This is a genomic window from Streptomyces sp. NPDC058008 (assembly GCF_042886395.1).
Lineage (GTDB): Bacteria > Actinomycetota > Actinomycetes > Streptomycetales > Streptomycetaceae > Streptomyces.
On sequence record NZ_JBHVQX010000022.1, the window covers coordinates 51,619 to 71,590 of the forward strand.

The 19,972-nt window shown below is 74.3% G+C and carries 17 protein-coding genes; 11 read left to right on the forward strand and 6 right to left on the reverse strand.

The annotated features are described in order from the left end of the window. The first annotated feature begins 40 nt into the window (after positions 1-40). A complete protein-coding gene (locus ACFVS9_RS22555; RefSeq protein ID WP_383118943.1) occupies positions 41-184 on the forward strand; it encodes a hypothetical protein in 144 nt (47 codons plus the stop codon). Between the two features lie 80 nt (positions 185-264). Here ACFVS9_RS22555 and ACFVS9_RS22560 read toward each other — a convergent pair whose 3' ends face one another. The 4 genes from ACFVS9_RS22560 to ACFVS9_RS22575 form a co-directional block, all read right to left on the reverse strand. Beyond that, positions 265-723, reverse strand: a complete 459-nt coding sequence (locus tag ACFVS9_RS22560; protein ID WP_383114323.1) for a nuclear transport factor 2 family protein — start codon at positions 721-723, stop codon at positions 265-267. A gap of 119 nt (positions 724-842) precedes the next feature. After that, positions 843-1,802 carry a D-2-hydroxyacid dehydrogenase family protein gene (locus ACFVS9_RS22565; protein WP_383114324.1) on the reverse strand — a complete coding sequence of 320 codons (960 nt, stop codon included), beginning with the start codon at positions 1,800-1,802 and terminating at the stop codon, positions 843-845. Positions 1,803-1,871: 69 nt separating this feature from the next. Then, positions 1,872-3,065, reverse strand: coding sequence for a nuclease-related domain-containing protein (locus ACFVS9_RS22570; protein WP_389934826.1), 1,194 nt, complete (start codon positions 3,063-3,065; stop codon positions 1,872-1,874). Positions 3,066-3,375: 310 nt separating this feature from the next. Further along, a complete protein-coding gene (locus ACFVS9_RS22575) occupies positions 3,376-4,587 on the reverse strand; it encodes a Ku protein (RefSeq protein ID WP_389934829.1) in 1,212 nt (403 codons plus the stop codon). 59 nt (positions 4,588-4,646) lie between these two features. Here ACFVS9_RS22575 and ligD point away from each other — a divergent pair, with 59 nt between their 5' ends. The 5 genes from ligD to ACFVS9_RS22600 all read left to right on the forward strand — a co-directional run bounded on the left by ligD (position 4,647) and on the right by ACFVS9_RS22600 (position 11,069). Then, on the forward strand, positions 4,647-5,540 hold the full coding sequence (gene ligD / locus ACFVS9_RS22580; protein ID WP_383114327.1) for a non-homologous end-joining DNA ligase: 894 nt from the start codon (positions 4,647-4,649) through the stop codon (positions 5,538-5,540). A gap of 181 nt (positions 5,541-5,721) precedes the next feature. Then, positions 5,722-7,851 carry a PBS lyase gene (locus tag ACFVS9_RS22585; RefSeq protein ID WP_389934833.1) on the forward strand — a complete coding sequence of 710 codons (2,130 nt, stop codon included), beginning with the start codon at positions 5,722-5,724 and terminating at the stop codon, positions 7,849-7,851. Continuing rightward, positions 7,848-8,168: a zinc-ribbon domain-containing protein gene (locus ACFVS9_RS22590; RefSeq protein ID WP_383114329.1), complete on the forward strand. Its 321-nt coding sequence runs from the start codon at positions 7,848-7,850 to the stop codon at positions 8,166-8,168. Before ACFVS9_RS22585 ends, ACFVS9_RS22590 begins: the two co-directional genes overlap by 4 nt. A gap of 82 nt (positions 8,169-8,250) precedes the next feature. After that, a complete protein-coding gene (locus ACFVS9_RS22595) occupies positions 8,251-9,615 on the forward strand; it encodes an FtsW/RodA/SpoVE family cell cycle protein (protein WP_389934836.1) in 1,365 nt (454 codons plus the stop codon). After that, positions 9,612-11,069 carry a penicillin-binding transpeptidase domain-containing protein gene (locus ACFVS9_RS22600; RefSeq protein WP_383114331.1) on the forward strand — a complete coding sequence of 486 codons (1,458 nt, stop codon included), beginning with the start codon at positions 9,612-9,614 and terminating at the stop codon, positions 11,067-11,069. Before ACFVS9_RS22595 ends, ACFVS9_RS22600 begins: the two co-directional genes overlap by 4 nt. A gap of 79 nt (positions 11,070-11,148) precedes the next feature. Here ACFVS9_RS22600 and ACFVS9_RS22605 read toward each other — a convergent pair whose 3' ends face one another. Then, complete coding sequence (locus ACFVS9_RS22605) at positions 11,149-12,258, reverse strand: ferritin-like domain-containing protein (protein WP_383114332.1); 1,110 nt, start codon at positions 12,256-12,258, stop codon at positions 11,149-11,151. 189 nt (positions 12,259-12,447) lie between these two features. On the opposite strand from ACFVS9_RS22605, the gene ACFVS9_RS22610 reads away from it, so the two are divergent. The 5 genes from ACFVS9_RS22610 to ACFVS9_RS22630 all read left to right on the forward strand — a co-directional run bounded on the left by ACFVS9_RS22610 (position 12,448) and on the right by ACFVS9_RS22630 (position 18,654). After that, positions 12,448-13,383 (forward strand): diiron oxygenase, encoded by a 936-nt coding sequence (locus tag ACFVS9_RS22610; RefSeq protein ID WP_383114333.1) that lies wholly within the window; start codon positions 12,448-12,450, stop codon positions 13,381-13,383. A 41-nt stretch (positions 13,384-13,424) separates the two neighbouring features. Continuing rightward, positions 13,425-14,186: a TetR/AcrR family transcriptional regulator gene (locus ACFVS9_RS22615; RefSeq protein WP_383114334.1), complete on the forward strand. Its 762-nt coding sequence runs from the start codon at positions 13,425-13,427 to the stop codon at positions 14,184-14,186. Positions 14,187-14,412: 226 nt separating this feature from the next. Next, on the forward strand, positions 14,413-14,688 hold the full coding sequence (locus tag ACFVS9_RS22620) for a hypothetical protein (RefSeq protein ID WP_383114335.1): 276 nt from the start codon (positions 14,413-14,415) through the stop codon (positions 14,686-14,688). A 71-nt stretch (positions 14,689-14,759) separates the two neighbouring features. Further along, the gene (locus ACFVS9_RS22625; protein WP_389934842.1) at positions 14,760-17,339 is read left to right on the forward strand and encodes a PQQ-binding-like beta-propeller repeat protein; all 2,580 of its coding nucleotides are present in this window, start codon (positions 14,760-14,762) and stop codon (positions 17,337-17,339) included. A 160-nt stretch (positions 17,340-17,499) separates the two neighbouring features. Further along, the gene (locus ACFVS9_RS22630; RefSeq protein ID WP_389934846.1) at positions 17,500-18,654 is read left to right on the forward strand and encodes an NlpC/P60 family protein; all 1,155 of its coding nucleotides are present in this window, start codon (positions 17,500-17,502) and stop codon (positions 18,652-18,654) included. 61 nt (positions 18,655-18,715) lie between these two features. Here ACFVS9_RS22630 and ACFVS9_RS22635 read toward each other — a convergent pair whose 3' ends face one another. Beyond that, complete coding sequence (locus ACFVS9_RS22635; RefSeq protein WP_389934849.1) at positions 18,716-19,957, reverse strand: styrene monooxygenase/indole monooxygenase family protein; 1,242 nt, start codon at positions 19,955-19,957, stop codon at positions 18,716-18,718. Positions 19,958-19,972: the final 15 nt, after the last annotated feature.

The window sequence follows — 19,972 nt, forward strand, 5'->3', positions numbered from 1 at the left end:
GCACACCGCACCCCTCGCGCAACTCAAGGAGGAATCGTCGATGGAGACGATGCTGCTGGACCGCGTCACGGTGGTACCGCCACCCGCGCCCCCGGAGGAGCCGCCGGGATGGGTCCCCCTGCTGCTGGCGGGGGACCCGGACGACGACGGGAGCGAACCGCACATCTGCCGCGGCATCGACTGACGGCCTGCCGGGCGGACGTCCGGCGCATGGACGAGGGGCCCTTCGTGAAGGGCCCCTCGTCCATGCGCCGGATACCGCGTTCAGGAGGCGGCGGGAGCGACCGGGCTGTCGCGGTGGATGACACGGGACAGGGTCAGCAGCCGGCCGTCGCGGCGGACCAGCACGTCGTCCACGGTGAAGGTCGGCTGGAAGGAGACCTTCCCCTCCCGGTCGGTCTGGGTGACCAGCGTGTAGTAGGAGACGCGCACCGTGTCCTCGTCCGCCGGGTCGGCGTCGATGAGCAGGTGCCCGAACCAGTGCCGCACGGCGATGTCCTGGTAGCGGGGCAGGTTGGCCCGCATCCCGGCGATCATCTCCGCCCGGCCGCTCTGCCGCTGGCCGCCCGCGTGCACGACCTCTCCGTCGGCCGTGAACGTGTCGGCGAAGCCTTCGATGTCGAGGGCGTCGACCCGTCGCATCTGCTGGGCGTAGAAGGTCTGCACCTCGGCGTACAGGTCACCGGTGACCTGCGGGCGGAGGGTCCCGACGGGCTGAGACATGGCAACTCCCTTCGCGGCGGCCGCCCTCTTGGCTGCCGCCGTCACCACCAGGCTGCCGGGCGCGGCTGCAGCGCCGCTGGAGACGCGCTCGCTCCCCTGACCCGCGCGCGGCCCGCGGGTCAGCCGAGCCGGCGGACGGGCCTTCCGGCGAGGAAGGCGCGGATGTCCTCGACGGCTTCCCCGTAGTAGGCCGCGTAGTTGGCCCGGGAGACGTAGCCCAGGTGGGGGGTGGCCAGGAGGCGCGGTGCGCCGCGCATCGGGTGGTCCGCCGGGAGCGGCTCGGTGTCGAACACGTCGACCCCGGCGCCCGCGATGGCTCCCCTGCGCAGGACGTCCAGCAGTGCGTCCTGGTCGACGATCGCCGCCCGGGAGGTGTTGACGAGGTAGCTGTCGGGCCGCATCAGCCCGAGCTCCTTCGCGCCGAGCAGCCCACGGGTGCGTTCGCCGAGCACCAGGTGCACGGTGACGAAGTCGCTGGTCTCCAGCAGCTCCTCCAGCGAGGCGGCGAACCCGGCGCCCGCCTCCCGCGCCCGCTCCGGCGTCAGACGGGCGCTCCAGGCGACCACGTCCATGCCGAAGGCACGGCCGACCGCGGCGACCCTGCCGCCGATCTTCCCCAGCCCGAGGATGCCCAGCCGGCGCCCGTGCAGGTCGGCACCGACCGTGGACTGCCAGGGTCCGCCCCGGCGCAGGGAGTCGGCCTCGGTCACGATGCCGCGCGCCAGGGCCAGCAGCAGGGCCCAGGTCAGTTCGGCCGGCGGGGCCGCCGTGCTGGCGGTGCCGCAGACGGTGACCCCGTGGCGTTCGGCGGCGGCGTAGTCGATGGAGGTGTTGCGCATGCCGGAGGCGACGATCAGGCGGAGCCGGGGCAGCCGTTCGATGAGGGTCGCGGGGAACGGCACCCGTTCCCGGAGGGTGACCACCATGTCGAACCCGGCGAGCCGCTCGGCCAGTTCGTCCTCCGTGTCGCAGTGCCCGGCGAAGCTGACCACCTCGACGTCGGCGGCGACGGGGGACCAGTCGGCGGCGGTGGACGCGACGGACTGGTAGTCGTCGAGCACGGCACAGCGGAGTCTCATGGCGGTTCTCCCCTTCCGGGCCGCGGCGGCACGGCCGGCTGGGGGGAATCTACCGGCCGTGCCTCCGGCTCACGCGTCCAGCCAGGCCTCCGCGTTCCGCGCGACGTCGTAGACGCGCTCCACCTGGGTGGCGGTGAGCACGCCCGTGAGGGGGGCGAGGGCGGAGACCTGGCGCTCCCGGTAGACGCTCACGTCCGCCGGCGCGGCGACCACCTCCAGCGCCGTGACGCCGGTGAGCACCAGCACGGTCCGCACGGGCACCTCGAAGGCGCAGTGCGCCTCCAGCACCGCCCGCGCACGCCGGGCGCCGGGCGCGGCGTCGAGCGGGTACGGCTGCGGGTCGCCGTCGTCGATCCGCAGGGTGCCGTCGCCGATCCGTACGGCCGCCCCGGGGCGGTGGTCGGTGCGCACGGCGAACACCCCGCCGGGCCCGATGAGCAGGTGCCCGATCTCGGTGCCGTCCGGCAGGGGGACGGAGTGCAGCACCCTCCAGCCGTGCCGGGTCAGCCGCTTGAGCTCGGCCCCCACCCGCCGCTCCCCCGCGAGGGCACCGCGCCGGGGGTCCGCGTCCTTGTGCCGCCGGATCGCGCCGGTGGCCACCCGGACGAGCGCCCCGGTACCGCTCTCGCCGAGCTGCTCCCGGAGCGCGGCCCCCGGCCGTCGCGACGCGAGGTCGCCGGCGGGTGTCAGCGCGGGCAGGTCCGCCCGCCGGGTCCGTTCCGGGCCGGGACCGGCCGCCGGCCCCGGCCCCTCCGACGGGACGGACGGAGCGGGCGGGGCAGGCGGGACGGACGGGGCGGGCGGGATGGGCGGTACGGACGGGCCGGGCGCGGCCTCCGCCTGCGCTCCGGACACGGGCGCGGTCTCCGCGTCCGCCCCGGGCGCGGCCTCCGGCTCCGTCCTCGCCCCCGGCTCCGTCCTCGGCCCCGGTACGGAGGCCGGCCCGGGGACCGGGGGCGGCCCGGCCGCCGTCTCCCGCCCCGCTCCGCGCTTCCGCATGCCCCGCATGGACGGGATCCTCGGCGCCGTGGGCGGCGCGGGCGGGCTCGGCGGCAGGGGCGGGACGTCCTCGCCGACGAGGGCGGGCAGGCCGGGGACCTGGCGCGCGAGTGCGTCGGTCACGGCGTCCCGGTAACGCGGGTGCAGGACCGTGATCGTGCCGCTGCCCCGGTCCGCCCATCCGATCGCGGTGCCGTCCGGCAGGTTCACGTAGAGCCGGTCGTGCCCGAAGAGCTGCCATGACGTGACCTTGAGATCCTGCATCGTGCCCCCTCTGTTCACCCCTCCGGCATCCTTGCTCCCCCAGCCTCTACGGCTGGCCGCCCCCCGCACAGGGCGCAGAGCGGGCGCGCGGGGTCGGCGGCACGGCGTTCCGGAGCGGTCCGGGACCTGTGTGCCCCGGACTGCTCCGGCACTCCGGCCGGACCAGGGGGAGGCCGGGCGTCGGACCGGTGTCCATCATGGTCCGCGCGTGGCCCCCGGCCACGGAAACGGCCGATTCATCACCTGTACGAGCGGCTCGGGCCCCCGGGACCGCCCGCCATGTCCCGGGCCCGGCCGGACCGGTCACGGCTCAGGCCGAGGTGCGCCTCCGGGCGCCGCCTCCCGAAGCCCGCTTCTTCGCCGTCCGCTCCGGAGCGGACCGCCCGGCGGCCGTCCTCTTCGGCGCCGCCCCCTTCGCCGCCGTCTCCTCCGAGGCGGCCTTCTTCGCGGACGCCTTCTTCGAGGTGGCCTTCCTCGCGGGGGCCGTCCTCTTCGCCGCGGGGCCCCCGGCCTCGCGCTCCTTCCCGCCGGTCCGCCGGGCCGCCGTCCTCGACGCCGTCTCCTTGGCCGCCGTCTCCTTGGCCGCGGTCTCAGGTGCCGCCTTCTTCGGTGCCGTCTTCTTCGGTGCCGTCCTCGGGGCCCGCTTCGAGGACCTCCCGCTCCTCCCCGCGCCCCCGCCCGACCGGATGGGGTGGACGTCCGCGACCCCGCCGTCCTCCCCGGGCGACGCGTTCCCGCCGTCCTGGCCGTGCGACTCCTTCGCCGCGCGGACACTGCTCTCCAGCGCCGCCATCAGGTCGATCACCGTGCCCCCGGGTTCCTCCGCCTCCTCCCGCGCGACGGGCCCGCCCGCCGCCTTCGCCGCGACCAGTTCCTCGACCGCCGCGCGGTAGTCGTCGTGGAGCGTGTCCAGATCGGCGTCGCCGAGGGTGTTCATCAGCGCGTCGGCCAGGTCCAGCTCCGCGTCGCGCACGGTGACGCCGGAGTCGGGGGCGACGCCCTCGGGGGCGCGGATCTCGTCCGGCCACAGCAGACCGTGCATCACGATCACGTCGTCGGCCACCCGCAGCATGCCGAGCCGTTCCCGCCCGCGCAGGGCGTACTTCGCCACGGCGACCCTGCCGCTCCGCCGCAGCGCCTCACGCAGCAGGGCGTACGGCTTGGCGGCCGGGACGCCGTCGGCGCGGAGGTAGTACGCCGAGTCCAGCTGGAGGGGGTCGATCGCCGAGGCCGGCACGAAGCCCTCGATCTCGATCGTCCTGGCGGTGGGGAGCGGGAGCGAGGCGAGGTCCTCGTCGGTCACCGGGATCACCGTGCCGTCGGCGTCCTCGTACGCCTTGACGGTCCCGGAGGCCGGCACCTCCTCCTCGTCCAGCTCGCAGACCTTGCGGTAGCGGATCCGGCCGCCGTCGGCGAGGTGGATCTGCCGGAAGGAGATCGTGTGGTTCTCGGTGGCGTTCATGAGCTTGACCGGGATGCTGACCAGACCGAACGAGACGGAGCCGTTCCAGATGGACCTCACCGTTCACCCCTTACACCCGACATGACCTCATTCATGCGATTTCATGTGATTCTTATCGTATGACGCCGATCACGGAGGTGGAGGGGCGGCGCCTGGCGCTCAGCAATCTCGACAAGGTGCTCTACCCGGACACCGGGACGACCAAGGGCGAGGTGCTGCACTACTACGCGGCCACGGCGGCGGGTGCGATGCTGCCGCACCTGCGGGACCGCCCGCTGTCCTTCCTCCGGTATCCGGACGGTCCGGAGGGACTGCGTTTCTTCACCAAGAATCCGCCACCGGGTACACCCGACTGGGTGCGCACCGCCCCGGTCCCCCGCGGCGACGACCCCGGCGCCCGGCAGGTGCTGGTCCAGGACCTGCCGTCGCTGATGTGGGCGGCGAACCTGGTGGTGGAGTTCCACACCCACCAGTGGCGGCGGGACTCCCCGGCCGTGGCCGACCGGATGGTCCTCGACCTGGACCCCGGGCCGCCGGCGGGCGTCGTCGAGTGCTGCGCGGTCGCCCTCCGGCTGCGGGAGCGGCTCGCGGAGGACGGGCTGTCCTCGTACGCGAAGACCTCCGGCTCCAAGGGGCTGCACCTGCTCGTCCCCCTGGAGCCCACCCCCTCCGAGGAGGTGACGGCCTACGCGAGAAGGCTGGCCGTGGACATCGGCCGCGCGCTGCCCGAGCTCGCCGTGCACCGGATGACGCGTGCGCTGCGCCCGGGGAAGGTGTTCGTGGATTTCAGCCAGAACGCCGCGGCGAAGACCACGGCGGCCCCGTACACCCTGCGCGCGAAGGGCAGCCCGACCGTCTCCGCGCCCGTCACCTGGGACGAGGTCGAGGCGTGCCGGGAGCCGGGTGAACTCCTCTTCCTGGCGGGCGACATGGCGGCCCGGCTGGAGCGGCACGGGGACCTGCTCGGCCCGCTGACCGACCCCCGGCAGGCCCGCGCCCTGCCCGGGGAGTGAGGGGCGCGGGCAGGACGGGGCGCGCACAGCACCTTCACAGCACCGGCCGGTGAGGCGAGGAAAGGCCGCAAGTGGAGGGTGGATCGTCCCGGCCGTGGTGCACACTCTGCGCAGACGCTGCTTCGCGGGCACGGTTCGTGCCGCGTCCGCGCGCAGAGGGAAGTCACGGGGAGGGTGTGGCGTGTTCACGGGGATCGACGAGGTCGACTGGGCCTCGATGGAGCATGCCTACGGCCCGGCCGACGACGTGCCGGGGCTCCTGTACGGGCTCGCCTCCGCCGATCCGGCGGAGCGGGAGAGCGCCCTCGACGGGATGTACGGCGCGGTGCACCACCAGGGCGACGTGTACGCGTGCACGCTGGCGTGCATCCCGTTCCTCTTCGAGCTGGCCGTCGATCCGGGCATACGGGACCGGGGAGGCATCGTCGAGCTGCTCACCAGCATCGGCGGCATCGATCTGGACGAGGACGACGAGAGCGAGCTGGACGAGCTCGACGAGGACGAGATCGAGGGCGTGGCGAACTACGCGATGGCCGCGGCGGCCGTGTCCGCCGGGTCCTCGGTGTTCCTGGACCTGGTCGCCGACGAGGACCCGGGGGTGCGGCTCGCCGCGCCACTGGCACTGGCGACGCTGCACGGCCGGCCGGGAAGGGTGCTCTCGCTGCTGCGGGAGCGGCTGCCCGTGGAGGCGGACGACGAGGTGCGGCTGGCGCTCGTCGAGGCCGCCGGGCGGATAGCCCTGCGCCACCGGCCGCTGGCGGGGCAGGCGGCGGACTGGCTGAGCCGGCTCGCCGCGGAGGCGTATCCGCCGGGGCTGCGGCTGGCGGCCCTGGCCCAGCTCGCCCGGTGCGCCCCGGCGGCGCTGCCCGGCGATGTCGTGCGGGTGGTGTCGGGGCTGCTGCGGGAGCTGCGCTCCCGGCCCCGGCGGCCGGAGCCGCCCGCCGTGAGGGCGCCCGGTGGTGAGGACGCCCCGGCGGACCGGGCCGCCGCGCCGACGCCGGCGGGCCGGCTGCGGGAGCTGTCGGCTCAGGAGCCCGCCGTCCGCAGCACCCCGTGGGCCGCCGACCTCCTGCGGACGCTGCACAGCGGCCTGGACGACCGGGTGGACGACCGTACGGCGCTGCTGATGGACCAGCTCCGCAGCCCGGACCCCTGGCAGCGGATCGACGCCGTACGGATGAGCGGCGGGCTGATGCGGGCCTGGCGCGGTTCGTACGAGGACCTGGTGGCGCTGGTCGGGGTACAGCTCACGGATCCGGAGCCCCGGCTCGCGGACGCCGCCTCGCACGTGCTGGAGGAGCTGTTCGGCCTGGCGGCACCGGCGGCCGACGCCCTCGCCGACCGGGTCGCGGGGGATCCCGGGGCGTGGGTGAAGGACTGGGCGAGCGGGCCGCCCGGCCTGGGCTCCTCGGTGAAGGCACTGGCCGGACTGGGCGATCCCCGGGTGCTGCCCGCGCTGGCGGCGGCCCTGGAGCGGCCGGAGGTCCCGCACGACGTGGGCTTCGCGATCCGCTGCCTGGGCGACGCGGCGGCCCCGCTCGCCGGGACGCTGCGGCGCAGGCTCGGCGAGGTCGGCCTGGACGAGGGCGCGTACGACCGGGCGAGCCCGCTGCTGGCCGGGCTCACGGTGCTGCGGGCGGGCGAGGCCGCCCCGGAGGTGCTGCGGGTGCTGCGGGGGGCGCCCGAGTACCGGGGCGAGTGGCTGCGTACGGCGGCCCTGCGGGCGCTGCGGTCGTTCGGGCCGGCTGCGCACCGCGCCGTTCCGGAACTGCGGCGGCTGATCCGCGGGCCGGGGACGGCGGCGGCGACGGAGGCCGCCGAGGCGCTGTGGGCGGTCACGGGGGACGCCGGGGCGGTGCTCCCGGTGCTGGCCGAGGGCCTGGGGGCGGAGCGGGTGCACGACCGCCGGGCCGCGGCGAGCGCGCTGGGCGGGCTGGGGCGGCGGGCCGAGGTGATGGCGCCGGGGCTGCGGGCCCTGCTGGCGCACGACGAGCTGTGGCTGCGGGTCGACGCCGCGATCGCCCTGTGGGAGGTCTCGGGACGCGCCGGAGAGGCGGTGCCGGTGCTCCTGTCGGCGTGGGAGCGCAACCGTCACGTCAGAGTCCGGGTCGCGGAATGCCTGGCGCGGATGGGCCCCGCTGGTGCAGGGTCGGACGCGGCACAGGTACTGCGTGCCGAACTCCTCTCCGTGCGCCGCCACAACGCGATGGACGGCGGGTACGGCAGTCACGACACGTACGAGGACGAGAAGCTGCTGGCGCTCTGCCGGCGGGCGCTCACGGGACACACGGGGAAAGGGAACAGATCATGATCATCTTCGGCACGCGGGGCTATCTCCACCAGTTGGCGGTCCTGACGATGGTGTGCGGCTGGTGCGGCAACCCCGCGGCACACACCCTGCGCAAGCGGGTCACCAAGTTCACGCTGTTCTTCGTACCGCTGTTCCCGTTCTCCACGAAGTACGCGACGCAGTGCACCTTCTGCGGCGGGGAGCGGCGGATACCGAAGGAGGAGGCCGACCACCTGCTGGCGCAGGCCCAGGGCGGGCAGGACGGCCATCCGTACGGCGCGGCGCAGCAGCAGCCCGGTTACGCGCCTCCCGGCGGCCGGAACCCCTACCAGCACTGAACCGCCGCGCGAGCGTCCACCGGGGAGTGGCACGAGGCTGACATAAGGGAAATAACACTCGCCTCTTGCTACGTTGCGGGGCATGACCGCAACGACGGCGGACGCACGCCCGCCCGCGCTTCGCCTCCCCAAGCGGCGCGGGGTCGAGCTCTCGCTCCTGATCGGGGCCGTGCTCATCTCCGTCTACGGCTACGCGGCCGTCGGCCTGGCCCGGAACGACGCCGTGCCCCCCGATGTCGCCGGGTACGGCGCCGGTCTCGGTCTGCTGGCCCTGCTCGCCCATCTCGCGGTCCGCTTCCGCGCGCCGTTCGCCGATCCGCTGCTGCTGCCCATCGCGGTCCTGCTCAACGGGCTGGGCCTGGTGCTGATCTACCGCCTCGACCTGGAGACCCCGGGCGACCGGGCGGCGCCGACGCAGCTGGTCTGGTCCACGCTCGGGGTCGCCCTCTTCATCGCCGTCGTCGTCCTGCTGCGCGACCACCGGGTGCTCCAGCGCTACGCCTACCTCTCGGTCGCCGCGGCGCTCGCGCTGATGATCGTGCCGATCTTCTTCCCCGCCGTGAACGGGGCCAAGATCTGGATCCGGGTCGGCGGACTCTCCTTCCAGCCGGGCGAGTTCGCCAAGATCCTGCTGGCGGTCTTCTTCGCCGCCTACCTCGCGGCGAACCGCAACGCGCTGGCGTACACCGGGCGCCGGATCTGGAAGCTCCAGTTCCCCACCGGCCGGGTCCTGGGCCCCATCGTCGCGATCTGGCTGCTCAGCGTCGGCGTCCTCGTCATCGAACGGGACCTCGGCACCTCGCTGCTCTTCTTCGGCCTCTTCGTGATCCTGCTCTACGTGGCCACCGGCAGGACCGGGTGGATCGCCGTGGGGCTGCTGCTCGCCGCCGCGGGCGCCTTCGTCGTCGGCTCGTTCGAACCGCACGTGCACAGCCGGGTGGAGGACTGGCTGGACCCGTACGCCACGATCAAGGCGGGCCAGGGTCCCAGTCAGCTCGCGCAGTCCCTCTTCGCCTTCGCCGCGGGCGGCATGTTCGGCACCGGCCTCGGGCTCGGCCACTCCGTCCTCATCGGCTTCGCCGCCAAGTCCGACTTCATCCTGGCCACCGCGGGCGAGGAGCTCGGGCTGGCCGGGCTCACCGCGATCTTCCTGCTGTACGCGCTGATGGTGGCCCGCGGCTTCCGGGCCGGCCTGGCCCTGCGGGACCCCTTCGGGCGGCTGCTGTCGATCGGGCTCGCCTCGATCCTGGCGCTCCAGGTCTTCGTGATCGCGGGCGGGGTGATGGGGCTGATCCCGCTGACCGGGATGGCGATGCCGTTCCTGGCCCAGGGCGGTTCGTCCGTCGTCACCAACTGGATCATCGTGGCGCTGCTCATCCGGGTCAGCGACGTCGCCCGCACCCCCGACCCGCCCGGCGGGGCCTCCCCGGCCGGGGAGGAACGGTGATCCCGTACATCCGGCGCGCCGCCGGATTCTGCCTGCTCCTGCTCCTCGCCCTGCTGGCGAACGCCGCCCGCGTCCAGGTCTTCGAGGCCGACGGGCTCGACTCCAACCCCGCCAACCGCCGCACCGTCATCGCCCGTTACGACCAGCCGCGCGGCGACATCCTGGTCGGCGACGAGTCCGTCACCGGGTCGAAGGACACCGGCGAGCAGCTCGCGTACGAGCGCACCTACCGCCACGGCCCGCTGTACGCGCCGGTCACCGGCTACGCCTCGCAGACGTACGGCACCACCCTGCTGGAGAACGCCGAGGACGGCGTCCTCTCCGGCACGGACCCGCTGCTGGACCCGCTGCCGCTCTGGGGCGACCTCACGCGCGAGAGGCAGCCGGGCGGCGACGTCGTCACCACCATCGACGACGCGACGCAACGGGCCGCGTACGACGGCCTGGACGGCCGACGCGGCGCGGTCGCCGCGCTCGACCCGGCCACCGGCCGGATCCTGGCGCTGGTCTCCTCCCCCTCCTACGACCCCGAGCTGCTCTCCGGCACCGGCTCGGCCGTCACCGACGCGTGGGCGCGGCTGAACCGCGCGCCGAGCAGGCCGATGCTCAACCGGGCCATCCGGCAGACGTATCCGCCCGGTTCCGCGTTCAAGATCGTGACGGCGGCGGCGGCCCTGGACGCCCGTGTGGTCACCGATCCGGACGCGGCGACGGACACCCCGTCCCCGTACGTCCTGCCGGGCACCTCGACCGTGCTCCCCAACGAGGCGCGGGGCTGCGAGAAGGCGTCCCTGGCGGAGGCGATCCGGGTCTCCTGCAACACCGTGATGGCCCATCTCGGCGTCGAGGTGGGGCTCGACGGGATGCTGAGGGCGGTGGGCGGCTTCGGCTTCAACGACGACGGTCTGGGGATCCCGTCGCGGGTGGCCCGCAGCAACTTCGACACGGACATGAGCGACGACCAGCTGGCCCAGTCCTCGATCGGCCAGTTCGACACGTCCGCCACCCCGCTCCAGATGGCGATGGTGGCCGCGGCGGTCGCCAACGGCGGCGACCTGCGGCGCCCCCACCTGGTGGACCGGGTGACCACCCACGACGGCCGCACGGTCCGCCGGCAGGGCTCCGATTCCTACCGCAAGGCGATGGAGCCGGGGACGGCCCGGCAGCTCCAGCGGATGATGACCGACGTCGTGGAGCACGGCACCGGCACGAACGCGGCGATCGACGGCGTGACGGTCGGCGGGAAGACGGGAACCGCCCAGCACGGGGTCGACAACTCCGGTACGCCGTACGCCTGGTTCATCGCCTGGGCGCAGGCCCCGGACTCCGGCCGCCCCGCGGTGGCCGTCGCGGTGGTCGTGGAGGACGCGGAGGCGAACCGGGCGGACGTCAGCGGGGGCGGCAACGCGGCGCCCGTCGCCCGCGCGGTGATGGAGGCGGCACTGAGGCGCTGAGGGGGTGCGTGAGGCCGGGCGCTCGGCGCTCACGCTCCCCGCGGTCCGGCGGCGCGCAGCGCTCCGGGCGGCCCGGCGCTCAGCCTTCGGCGCCGCCGTCCGCGATGGCCTCGGCGACCTCCGCGACCCGTGCCCGCTCCTCCGCCGCGAAGCGGTCCCGGTCCAGTTGCTCGGCGATCTCCTCGTCCTGGGCCATCAGCAGGTCCAGGCTGGAGTCACCGAGCTCGAACACGCCCATGTCGACGTAGGCCTTCTGGAGCCGTTCGCCCCAGAGGCCGATGTCCTTGACGCAGGGGACGATCCGGCTGAACAGCAGCTTGCGGAAGAGCTGGAGGTACTCCGAGTGCTCGGAGAGCTCCTTGGCCTCCTGCCTGCCGATGCCGAAGTTCTCCAGGACCTCGACGCCGCTGAGCCGGTCGCGCATCAGGTAGCAGCCCTCGATGACGAACTCCTCGCGCTCGCGGAGTTCGGCCTCGCCGAGCTGCTTGTAGTAGTCCCGCAGCGCCATCCGCCCGAAGGCGACGTGACGGGCCTCGTCCTGCATGACGTAGGCCAGTATCTGCTTGGGCAGCGGCCGGGTCGTCGTGTCGCGGATCATGCCGAACGCGGCGAGCGCGAGCCCTTCGATGAGGACCTGCATGCCGAGGTAGGGCATGTCCCAGCGGGAGTCGCGCAGGGTGTCGCCGAGCAGCCCCTGGAGGTTGTCGTTGACGGGGTAGAGCATCCCGACCTTCTCGTGCAGGAAGCGGGCGTAGATCTCGGCGTGCCGCGCCTCGTCCATGGTCTGGGTCGCGGAGTAGAACTTCGCGTCCAGGTCGGGGACCGACTCCACGATCCGGGCGGCGCAGACCATGGCGCCCTGTTCACCGTGCAGGAACTGGCTGAACTGCCAGGAGGTGTAGTGCCGGCGCAGGTCGCCGCGGTCCCGCTCGGTCATCTTCGCCCAGTGCGGTGTTCCGTGGAGGGTGAGGGCCTCGTCCGGGGTTCCGAGCGGGTCGGCGGGGTCGACCTCCAGGCTCCAGTCGATGCGCTTGTTGCCGTCCCACTGCTTGTCCTTGCCCTTCTGGTAGAGGGCGAGGAGGCGCTCACGGCCGTCGTCGTAGTCCCAGCTGAACCGGGCCGCCCCGTTGGCGGGCACCTGCCACGAAGGGGAGGGGGGCGGGGTGGTGTAGAGGTCGTGTGTCGACACGGACAGCTCCTTCGCCTGGCGAGGATGGTGCATTCCGTGGTGCTGGCGTCAGTTGGCAGGTTCACACGTTGGTAGACGCGCGGTCAACAAGTCGCGCACAGGGGATTGACTGCCTTGCTGACAAGCAGTCTCATAATTCATGACCGTAATCCTGACCGCCGGTAACCCCTGTGCGAGGTGCCTTCAGCCATGACGACAGTGACCGACGAGGACATCCAGGCGCTGCGCGATGCGCTGGGCCCGCTCAAGGACCGCGAACAGGTCGCGGCCCGCCTGCTGGAAGCCTCGGCCAAGCACTCCTTCGACCCGGACACCGAGCTCGACTGGGACGCGCCCGCCGAGGACGGCAAGTGGTTCTGGCCGCCCGAGCTGGTCTCCCTCTACGACACCCCGCTGTGGCGGAGGATGTCCGAGGAGCAGCGGAGGGAACTGGCCCGCCACGAGGCGGCGTCGCTGGCCTCGCTCGGGATCTGGTTCGAGATCATCCTGATGCAGCTGCTCGTCCGGCACATCTACGACAAGTCCGTGACCAGCAAGCACGTCCGCTACGCCCTCACCGAGATCGCCGACGAGTGCCGGCACTCCATGATGTTCGCCCGCATGATCGAGTGGGGCGGGGCGCCCGCCTATCCGGTACCCCGGCGCTACCACAACCTGGCGCGGGTGCTGAAGACCATCTCCACCACCCCCGGTTCGTTCGCCGCGACGCTGCTCGGCGAGGAGATCCTGGACTGGATGCAGCGGCTCACCTTCCCCGACGAGCGCGTCCAGCCGCTCGTCCGCGGAGTGACCCGCATCCACGTCGTCGAGGAGGCCAGGCACGTGCGCTACGCCCGGGAGGAGCTGCGCCGCCAGATGGTCACCGCCCCCCTCTGGGAACGCCGGCTGACCCGGCTCAACTGCGGGGAGGCGGCCCGTGTCTTCTCCGTCTGCTTCGTCAACCCGCAGGTGTACGAGAACGTCGGCCTGGACCGGCACGAGGCCGTCGCGCAGGTGAGGGCGAGCGGCCACCGGGCGGAGGTCATGCAGACGGGGGCGAAGCGCCTGACCGACTTCTTCGACGACATCGGGGTGCTCAACGGGGTGGGGCGCAGGCTGTGGAAGAGTTCCGGTCTGCTGGCCTGAGGCCGCTCCCCCTTCCGGGGGGAGCGCTTAGGCTTCGGGGTATGACCCCCGCTTCCGCAGCACCGCCGGCCCGCGCGTACCGACGCCTCGGTGTCGAGGAGCGCCGCGCCCAACTGCTCGGTGCGGCACTGACGCTGTTCGCCCACCGGGCGCCGGACGACGTGTCGATCGACGAGGTCGCGGCTGCCGCCGGGGTCTCGCGTCCGCTGGTCTACCGCTACTTCCCGGGCGGCAGGCAGCAGTTGTACGAGGCGGCCCTCGGGTCGGCCGCCGAGCAGCTGACGCTCTGCTTCTCGGAACCGGCCGCCGGCCCGCCCACCGAGCGGGTCAGCCGGGTCCTGGACCGCTACCTCGGCTTCGTCGACCAGCACGACGCCGGTTTCAGCGCGTTGCTGCGCGGCGGCAGCGTGGCCGAGACCTCGCGCACGACGGCGATCGTGGACGGTGTGCGCCGGTCGGCGGCGGAACAGATCCTGCTCCACCTCGGCCGGGGCGGCGGCCCGGGGCAGACACCCGCCGGACCCCGCCTGCGGATGATGGTGCGCACCTGGATAGCGGCCGTGGAGGCGGCGTCCCTGATCTGGCTGGACGAGGAGAAGCAGCCGCCGGCCGCCGACCTGCGGGGCTGGCTGGTCGACCATCTGATGGCCCTGCTCGCGGCCACCGCCGCCTCGGACGCGGAGACGGAGGCCGTGGTGGCGGACCTGCTGGGCCAGGAGACCGCCGACGGCCCCGCCGGACGGCTCGCGACGCTGATCATCCCGGTGGCCGGACACGCGGCGCACCTGCTGCCACCGGGCTGAGGCTCCCCGGCCGTCCGGGCCCGGGCCGGGGGCCTCCCGGGCGGCCGCCGACAGGACCGCCGGCCACCCGCCGGGCCCAGGTCCGCCGCCACCGGCGCGGGTGCACCGGTCCTCCCGCCCGGATCCGGGTCCGTGCCGGGGCCGTCCGGGGGCTTTCGCCGGGTACGGCCACGGCCCGGCGGGCCCGGTCGGACCCGGACCCGGGGCGCTGGGTCAGACTGGCCCGGTGAAGAGCGAGAACACCCCCTTCCGCGGCGGCCCCCTGGACGGCCGGGTGCTGCCCGTCCTGCTCGGCCCGACCGGCCATCCGCCCAAGTGGTACGAGGTCCCGGTGCCGGCCGCCGACGGCGGCCCCGCCACCGTGTACGCCTACCGGCGCACCCCGGCGGGCTACTCGAAGCGGCTCGGGATCCAGCGCGGCTGGGTGTACGAGTTCGCCCCCGGCGGCCGTGAGCGTTTCACCCCCAAGTGGCCCTGGACCAGACCCCGCAGCGGTTCCTGAGTCCCGTCCGCGACCGCGCCCGTAAGATCGACGGTCAGGTGCTGAGGGCTCGGTCACAAGGGGGGTGCGCCATGGAGGCGCTACGTCAGGACGATCCACGCCGCTTCGGCCCGTACACCGCGCTGGCACGCCTCCGCGAGAGCGCGAGCGCCGTGCACTTCGTCGCCCGGGGCGCGGACCGCGAGGACCTCGCCGTCGTGACGGCCGCCCGGCCCGCCCTCGCCTCCGCACCCGCCTTCCGGCGCCTCTTCCTGTCCGAGGCCCGCACCGCCGAACGGCTCGCCGGGGGCTGGGTGCAGCCGCCGCTCGACTCCCCCGGCGACGACGGCCTCTGGACGGCCACCGCCTACGTGCCCGCGGTGACGCTCGCCGACGCGATCGGCCTGGCCGGTCCGCTGCCGGAGCGTGCCGTGCGGATACTGGGCGCGGGCCTCGCCGAGACGCTCTCCCGGGTCCACGCCACCGGGGCCGTGCTCCAGGGCCTGGCGCCGGAGACGGTGCTGCTGGCCGAGGACGGCCCCCGGCTGACCGCGTTCGGGCCTCTGGGGGCGGCCGCGTCCGCCGAGGCGAGGGAGGGCGGGCAGCTGTCCGTAAGACTGGGCTACCTCACCCCCGAACAGGTCGAGGGCAAGGACGCGGGCCCGGCGTCCGACCTGTTCGTCCTGGGGCTGCTGCTGGCGTACGCGGCGACCGGGACGACTCCGCTCGCCGACGGGCCCGTGGCGGAGGCGGCGCAGCGGATCGCGCACGGTTCCGCCGAACTCGGCGGCGTACCGGCCGAGTTGCGCGAGCTGGTCGCGGGCTGCCTGGCGAAGGACCCGGCCGCCCGGCCCACCGCGGGGTCGGTCGCCGCGGAACTGGCGCTGGAGGGCGCGGCGGGCCTCGCCAGGAACGGCTGGCTCCCCGGGCCGCTGTCGGCCGCCGTGACGGACCAGGCGGCGCGGGTGCGGGCCCTGGAGCCGGTGGCGGACCGGGTCCAGGACGCGGTGCCGGTGGCGCACGTCCAGGACCCGGTGCCCGAGGACGCGGTGCCCGTGTCCCAGGACCCGCGTGCGGACTCCGCCCTGCCCTCCTCCGGCGCCGGCGGCGGGACCACCCGGTTCCTCGGGACCGCCGCGCCCGCCCCGCGCTCCGACCGGGCGACGGCCCAGCCGGCCCTCCCCCGCGCGGCGACGCCGGCCCCCCACCACCCGGAGCCGGCACCGGCACCGCCCTACCCGTACGTGTATCCCTCCGCAGCCGCCCCGCGGGGCGCGCCCGCCGCGCTCCCTCCGGCGCTGCCCGCTCCGGTGCCGCCCGCCGGTGCGCGCCATGCCGCGTCCGCCCCGCCGCCCGGGCGCCGGACGCTGCTCGCCTCCGTCGCGGCCGGCGCCGCCGGAATGGTCCTGGGCGGGACCGCCGTGTCGGTCCTCGGGTCCGACGGTTCGGCCACCGCCACCGCGTCCGACGCCAAGCCGGCCACCGCGCCGCGCGCCGCCGTTCCCGGCCGGGCCCCCGATCCCCGGTGGACGTACACCCACCCGGCCTCCGCACCGGCCCCGCTCACCGCGGGCGTCTGGCAGGACAGGCTGCTGGTGCTGACGGACACGGCCGGGGCGACCGCCGTCGACCTGCGGACGGGGCGGAAGGTGTGGGAGCGTGCCGACGCCGCCGGGGCCCGGACGGTCCTGACGGCCGGGGACGGCCTCTGCTTCCTGGCGGGCCCCACCGAGTTCCTCTGGCTGGCGCCGGAGGACGGCCGGGTCGCACACCGGGTGCGCTACGCGGACCAGTTCGGCGGTGTACCGGGCATGAGGACGGCCGTGGTCACCGGCCGGTCCGGGTCCGTCCTCTGGTTCACCGGCTCCCACACCGTCACCGTGAAGGCGCCGAAGCCGAAGAAGGGCGAGAAGGCCGGCAAGGACACACAGGCCGTCCGGGCCTACTTCTTCGCGTACGACGTCGTGCTGCGCAAGGAGCTCTGGCGCGTCGCCGTTCCCGCGGGCCGGGCGCCCGGCACCCCGGACTACCGGCTGACCGCCGTGCGGAACGCCGACGTCGTCGTACGCCAGGACGCGGGCACGCTCACCCCCGCCGATGTCACGGCGGGCAAGGGCAGGGCGTTCTTCCGCTGCTTCGACCGGGCGACCGGAAAGCTCCTGTGGAACCGGCAGTTCGGCACCGTCGCTCCGGCCGCCGCTGCGGCCGGGGACCAGGAGGGCCGGCTCTACGGCGCGGTGGGCGGCGGCCTCCAGGCCTTCGAGACGGGTACGGGCAAACCGCTCTGGACACTCGGCGGCACCCCGTCGTCCGTCTTCGGCACCCCCCTCCCCGCCGGGCCTCTGCTCCACGTCACGAACCGGAACCAGGAGGTCGGCACGGTCGAGCGGGCGACCGGGAAGCTGCTCTGGCGGCGGTCCACCGAGGTCCCGCTCGGCGGCGACGCCCCCGCGCTCACGCTGAGCGGCGGCGGGAGGACCCTGCTCGCCTCGGACGCCTCGCAGGTGACCGCGTTCGCCGCCGCGGACGGGCGCCGGCTGTGGAAGTTCCAGGACATCGGGGCCCAGGCCCCCGACGGCGCCACGGTCAGCGCCCCCTACCGGGTGCTGGCCGCCGGGAAGACCTCCGTCGTCCAGCGGGAGCGCGCCTTCTACGCCTTCCCGGTGGCGTGAGCGCCCCGCACCGCCCACCTCCGCCGTTCGGGGCACGCCCCGGGGCGGCACGCCGGGCGGTCCTTGCATCGCCCGGGGCCGGGTGACCGGATGGACGCGATCCGAGCATTTGTGGGGTAGTCCGATTAATCGGTATCGCCCCTGACCCCGGAGGTGATCCGTGTCGGGCCGAGTCTCACGCGTCCTCTGCACGGCGGTGCTGGCCGCGGTCGTCGCCGCCTCCCCGGCCGTCGCCGAGCCGTCCGGCCCGGGAGCCGCGCCGGAGCCCCCACCGGCCGCCGGCCCGGCCCCGCAGGGCGTGGCCGGGCTGCTGAAGCAGTTGCAGACGCTCTACCGGGAGGCCGAGGAGGCCGGCGAGCTCTACAAGGGCACCGAGGAGGAGCTGAAGAAGCGGGCCGCCGAGGCGGCGAAGCTGCGCACCGAGCTCTCCCGGGCCCGGACGGCCCTGGACTCCGGACGGCGGGACGCCGGCCGGCTGGCACGTGACCAGTACCAGGGGCGCACCGACTTCTCCGTGTACCTGCGGCTGCTCCTCGCCGACGACCCGGCCCGCGCCCTGGAGCAGAGCCACGTCATCGAGCGCGCCCAGGCGGGCCGGTCGGCCGTGGTCGAGCGCCTGACGGGGGCGGAGAGGCACGCCGAGGTCCTGGCGGCCAGATCACGGGCGGCACAGGAGCGGCAGCGGGCCCTGGCCGCGCAGCGGCAGAAGCAGCGCGACACCGTGGGGACCCGGCTCAAGGGCATCGAGGCGATGCTGGCCTCCCTCTCCCCCGAGCAGCTCGCCGCGGTGGCGGCACTGGAGAAGAAGAACGTCGGCGAGGCCCAGCACGAGCTCACCGCCTCCGGGGCGCTCAGCTCGGTCCGCCCGCCGACCGAACGGGGCGGCGCGGCCGTCCGCTACGCCGTCGAGCAGATCGGCAAGCCGTACGCGTGGGGCGCCGAGGGGCCGGATTCCTACGACTGCTCAGGACTCACCTCGCAGGCGTGGTCGGCCGCGGGCCTGGCCGTCCCGCGCACCTCGCAGGAGCAGTGGCGCACCCTGCCGAAGGTGCCCGTCGGCTCGATGCGCCCCGGCGACCTGGTGGTGTACTTCCCCGGGGCGACGCACGTCGCGCTCTACATCGGCGACGGCCTGGTGGTGCAGGCCCCCCGGCCCGGCGCCACGGTGAAGGTCTCCCCGCTGGCCTCGAACCCGCTGCTGGGAGCCGTCCGCCCCGACCCGGACGGCCGGCCGCTGGGCGCGTACACCCGGCCCGAACTGCCCCGGGACGCCGCCTCGGGAGCGGACACCGGCTACGACGTCCCCCGGGTGTGAGGACCGGGCCGCCGCCCCCGCCTCCGGCGGTGACGCGACGGCCCGGTCCTGGTGGCGGGTGTCAGCCCCGCTCGCCCGAGATCTCCGCGAGGTACGCGTTGGTCCTGTCCGGCTCGTAGAAGAAGTTCTCGAAGTCCGCCGGGTCGTTGAACCCGTTGGCGAAGCGGTCCGCGGCGGGCTGGAGCTGCCCGGCCGCGCCGATCAGGTTCAGCACGTGCTCCGGCGGCGGGCCGAGCATCGCGTTCGTCCACTTGACGACGTGCCGGGTGTTCTCCCAGTGCCGCTCGAACGTGGCCTCCATCCACTCCTCGTCGAAGGGCCGGTCGCCGTGCTCGGTGATCGACTCCAGGTAGGAGTGCGCGCACTTGGACGCGGTGTTGGAGCCCTGGCCGGTGACCGGGTCGTTGGCGACGACCACGTCCCCCACGCCGAGGACCAGTCCGCCGCCGGGCAGCCGGCCGACGGGCCTGCGCACGGTCGGGGCGTAACGGCCCGCCAGCGTGGCGTTGGCGTCGGTCAGCTCGACCTTGGTGGCGCGGGCGTACTCCCACGGGAGGTACTTCTCCATGAGCTCCAGCGTCCTGGCCAGGTGCTCGGAGGGGTCCTTGATGCCTTGGAAGGCGTCGAGCGGGCCGCCCGGGACGCCCTCCCAGAACAGGATGTCCGCGCGCCCCGACATCGTCAGGGTGGGCATCACGAAGAGCTCGCCGACACCGGGGACCAGGTTGCAGCGCACCGCGTCGAAGTCCGGGTGCTCCGGGCGCGGGCCCAGGCCGTGGACGTAGGCGACGGCCAGGGCGCGCTGCGGGGCGTCGTACGGCGAACGGGAGGCGTCCCGGCCGAACATGGAGACGAGTTCGCCCTTGCCGGCCGAGACCATCACCAGGTCGTAGGTGCGGGAGAAGTAGTCGAGGTCCGAGACCGCGGCACCGTGGATGACGAGCTGGCCGCCGCGCTGCGCGAAGGTCTCCATCCAGCCGGCCATCTTCACCCGCTGGTCCACCGACTGGGCGTAGCCGTCCAGCTTGCCCACCCAGTCGATGGCGCGGGAGGAGTCGGGCCCGGCGACCGAGACGCCGAGGCCCTCGATCCGCGGGGCCTGCGACTCCCAGAAGTTGAGCTGGAGGTCGCGCTCGTGCTGGAGGGCGGTGTGGAACATGCACTGCGTCGACATGACCCGGCCGGACCGGATCTCGTCCGCGGTGCGGTTGGACATCAGGGTGACTTCGTACCCGCGGGACTGGAGTCCGAGGGCCAGCTGGAGACCGGACTGGCCGGCTCCGACTATGAGTATCTTCCGCATCGCGCTTCTCCGTTA

Coding starts and splice junctions, on each gene's coding strand:
- ACFVS9_RS22590 (WP_383114329.1), top strand. CDS start 7,848: ATGATCATCTTCGGCACGCGGGGCTATCTCCACCAGTTGGCGGTCCTG.
- ACFVS9_RS22615 (WP_383114334.1), top strand. CDS start 13,425: ATGACCCCCGCTTCCGCAGCACCGCCGGCCCGCGCGTACCGACGCCTC.
- ACFVS9_RS22555 (WP_383118943.1), top strand. CDS start 41: ATGGAGACGATGCTGCTGGACCGCGTCACGGTGGTACCGCCACCCGCG.
- ACFVS9_RS22610 (WP_383114333.1), top strand. CDS start 12,448: ATGACGACAGTGACCGACGAGGACATCCAGGCGCTGCGCGATGCGCTG.
- ACFVS9_RS22565 (WP_383114324.1), bottom strand. CDS start 1,802: ATGAGACTCCGCTGTGCCGTGCTCGACGACTACCAGTCCGTCGCGTCC.
- ACFVS9_RS22635 (WP_389934849.1), bottom strand. CDS start 19,957: ATGCGGAAGATACTCATAGTCGGAGCCGGCCAGTCCGGTCTCCAGCTG.
- ACFVS9_RS22570 (WP_389934826.1), bottom strand. CDS start 3,065: ATGCAGGATCTCAAGGTCACGTCATGGCAGCTCTTCGGGCACGACCGG.
- ligD (WP_383114327.1), top strand. CDS start 4,647: ATGACGCCGATCACGGAGGTGGAGGGGCGGCGCCTGGCGCTCAGCAAT.
- ACFVS9_RS22560 (WP_383114323.1), bottom strand. CDS start 723: ATGTCTCAGCCCGTCGGGACCCTCCGCCCGCAGGTCACCGGTGACCTG.
- ACFVS9_RS22595 (WP_389934836.1), top strand. CDS start 8,251: ATGACCGCAACGACGGCGGACGCACGCCCGCCCGCGCTTCGCCTCCCC.
- ACFVS9_RS22625 (WP_389934842.1), top strand. CDS start 14,760: ATGGAGGCGCTACGTCAGGACGATCCACGCCGCTTCGGCCCGTACACC.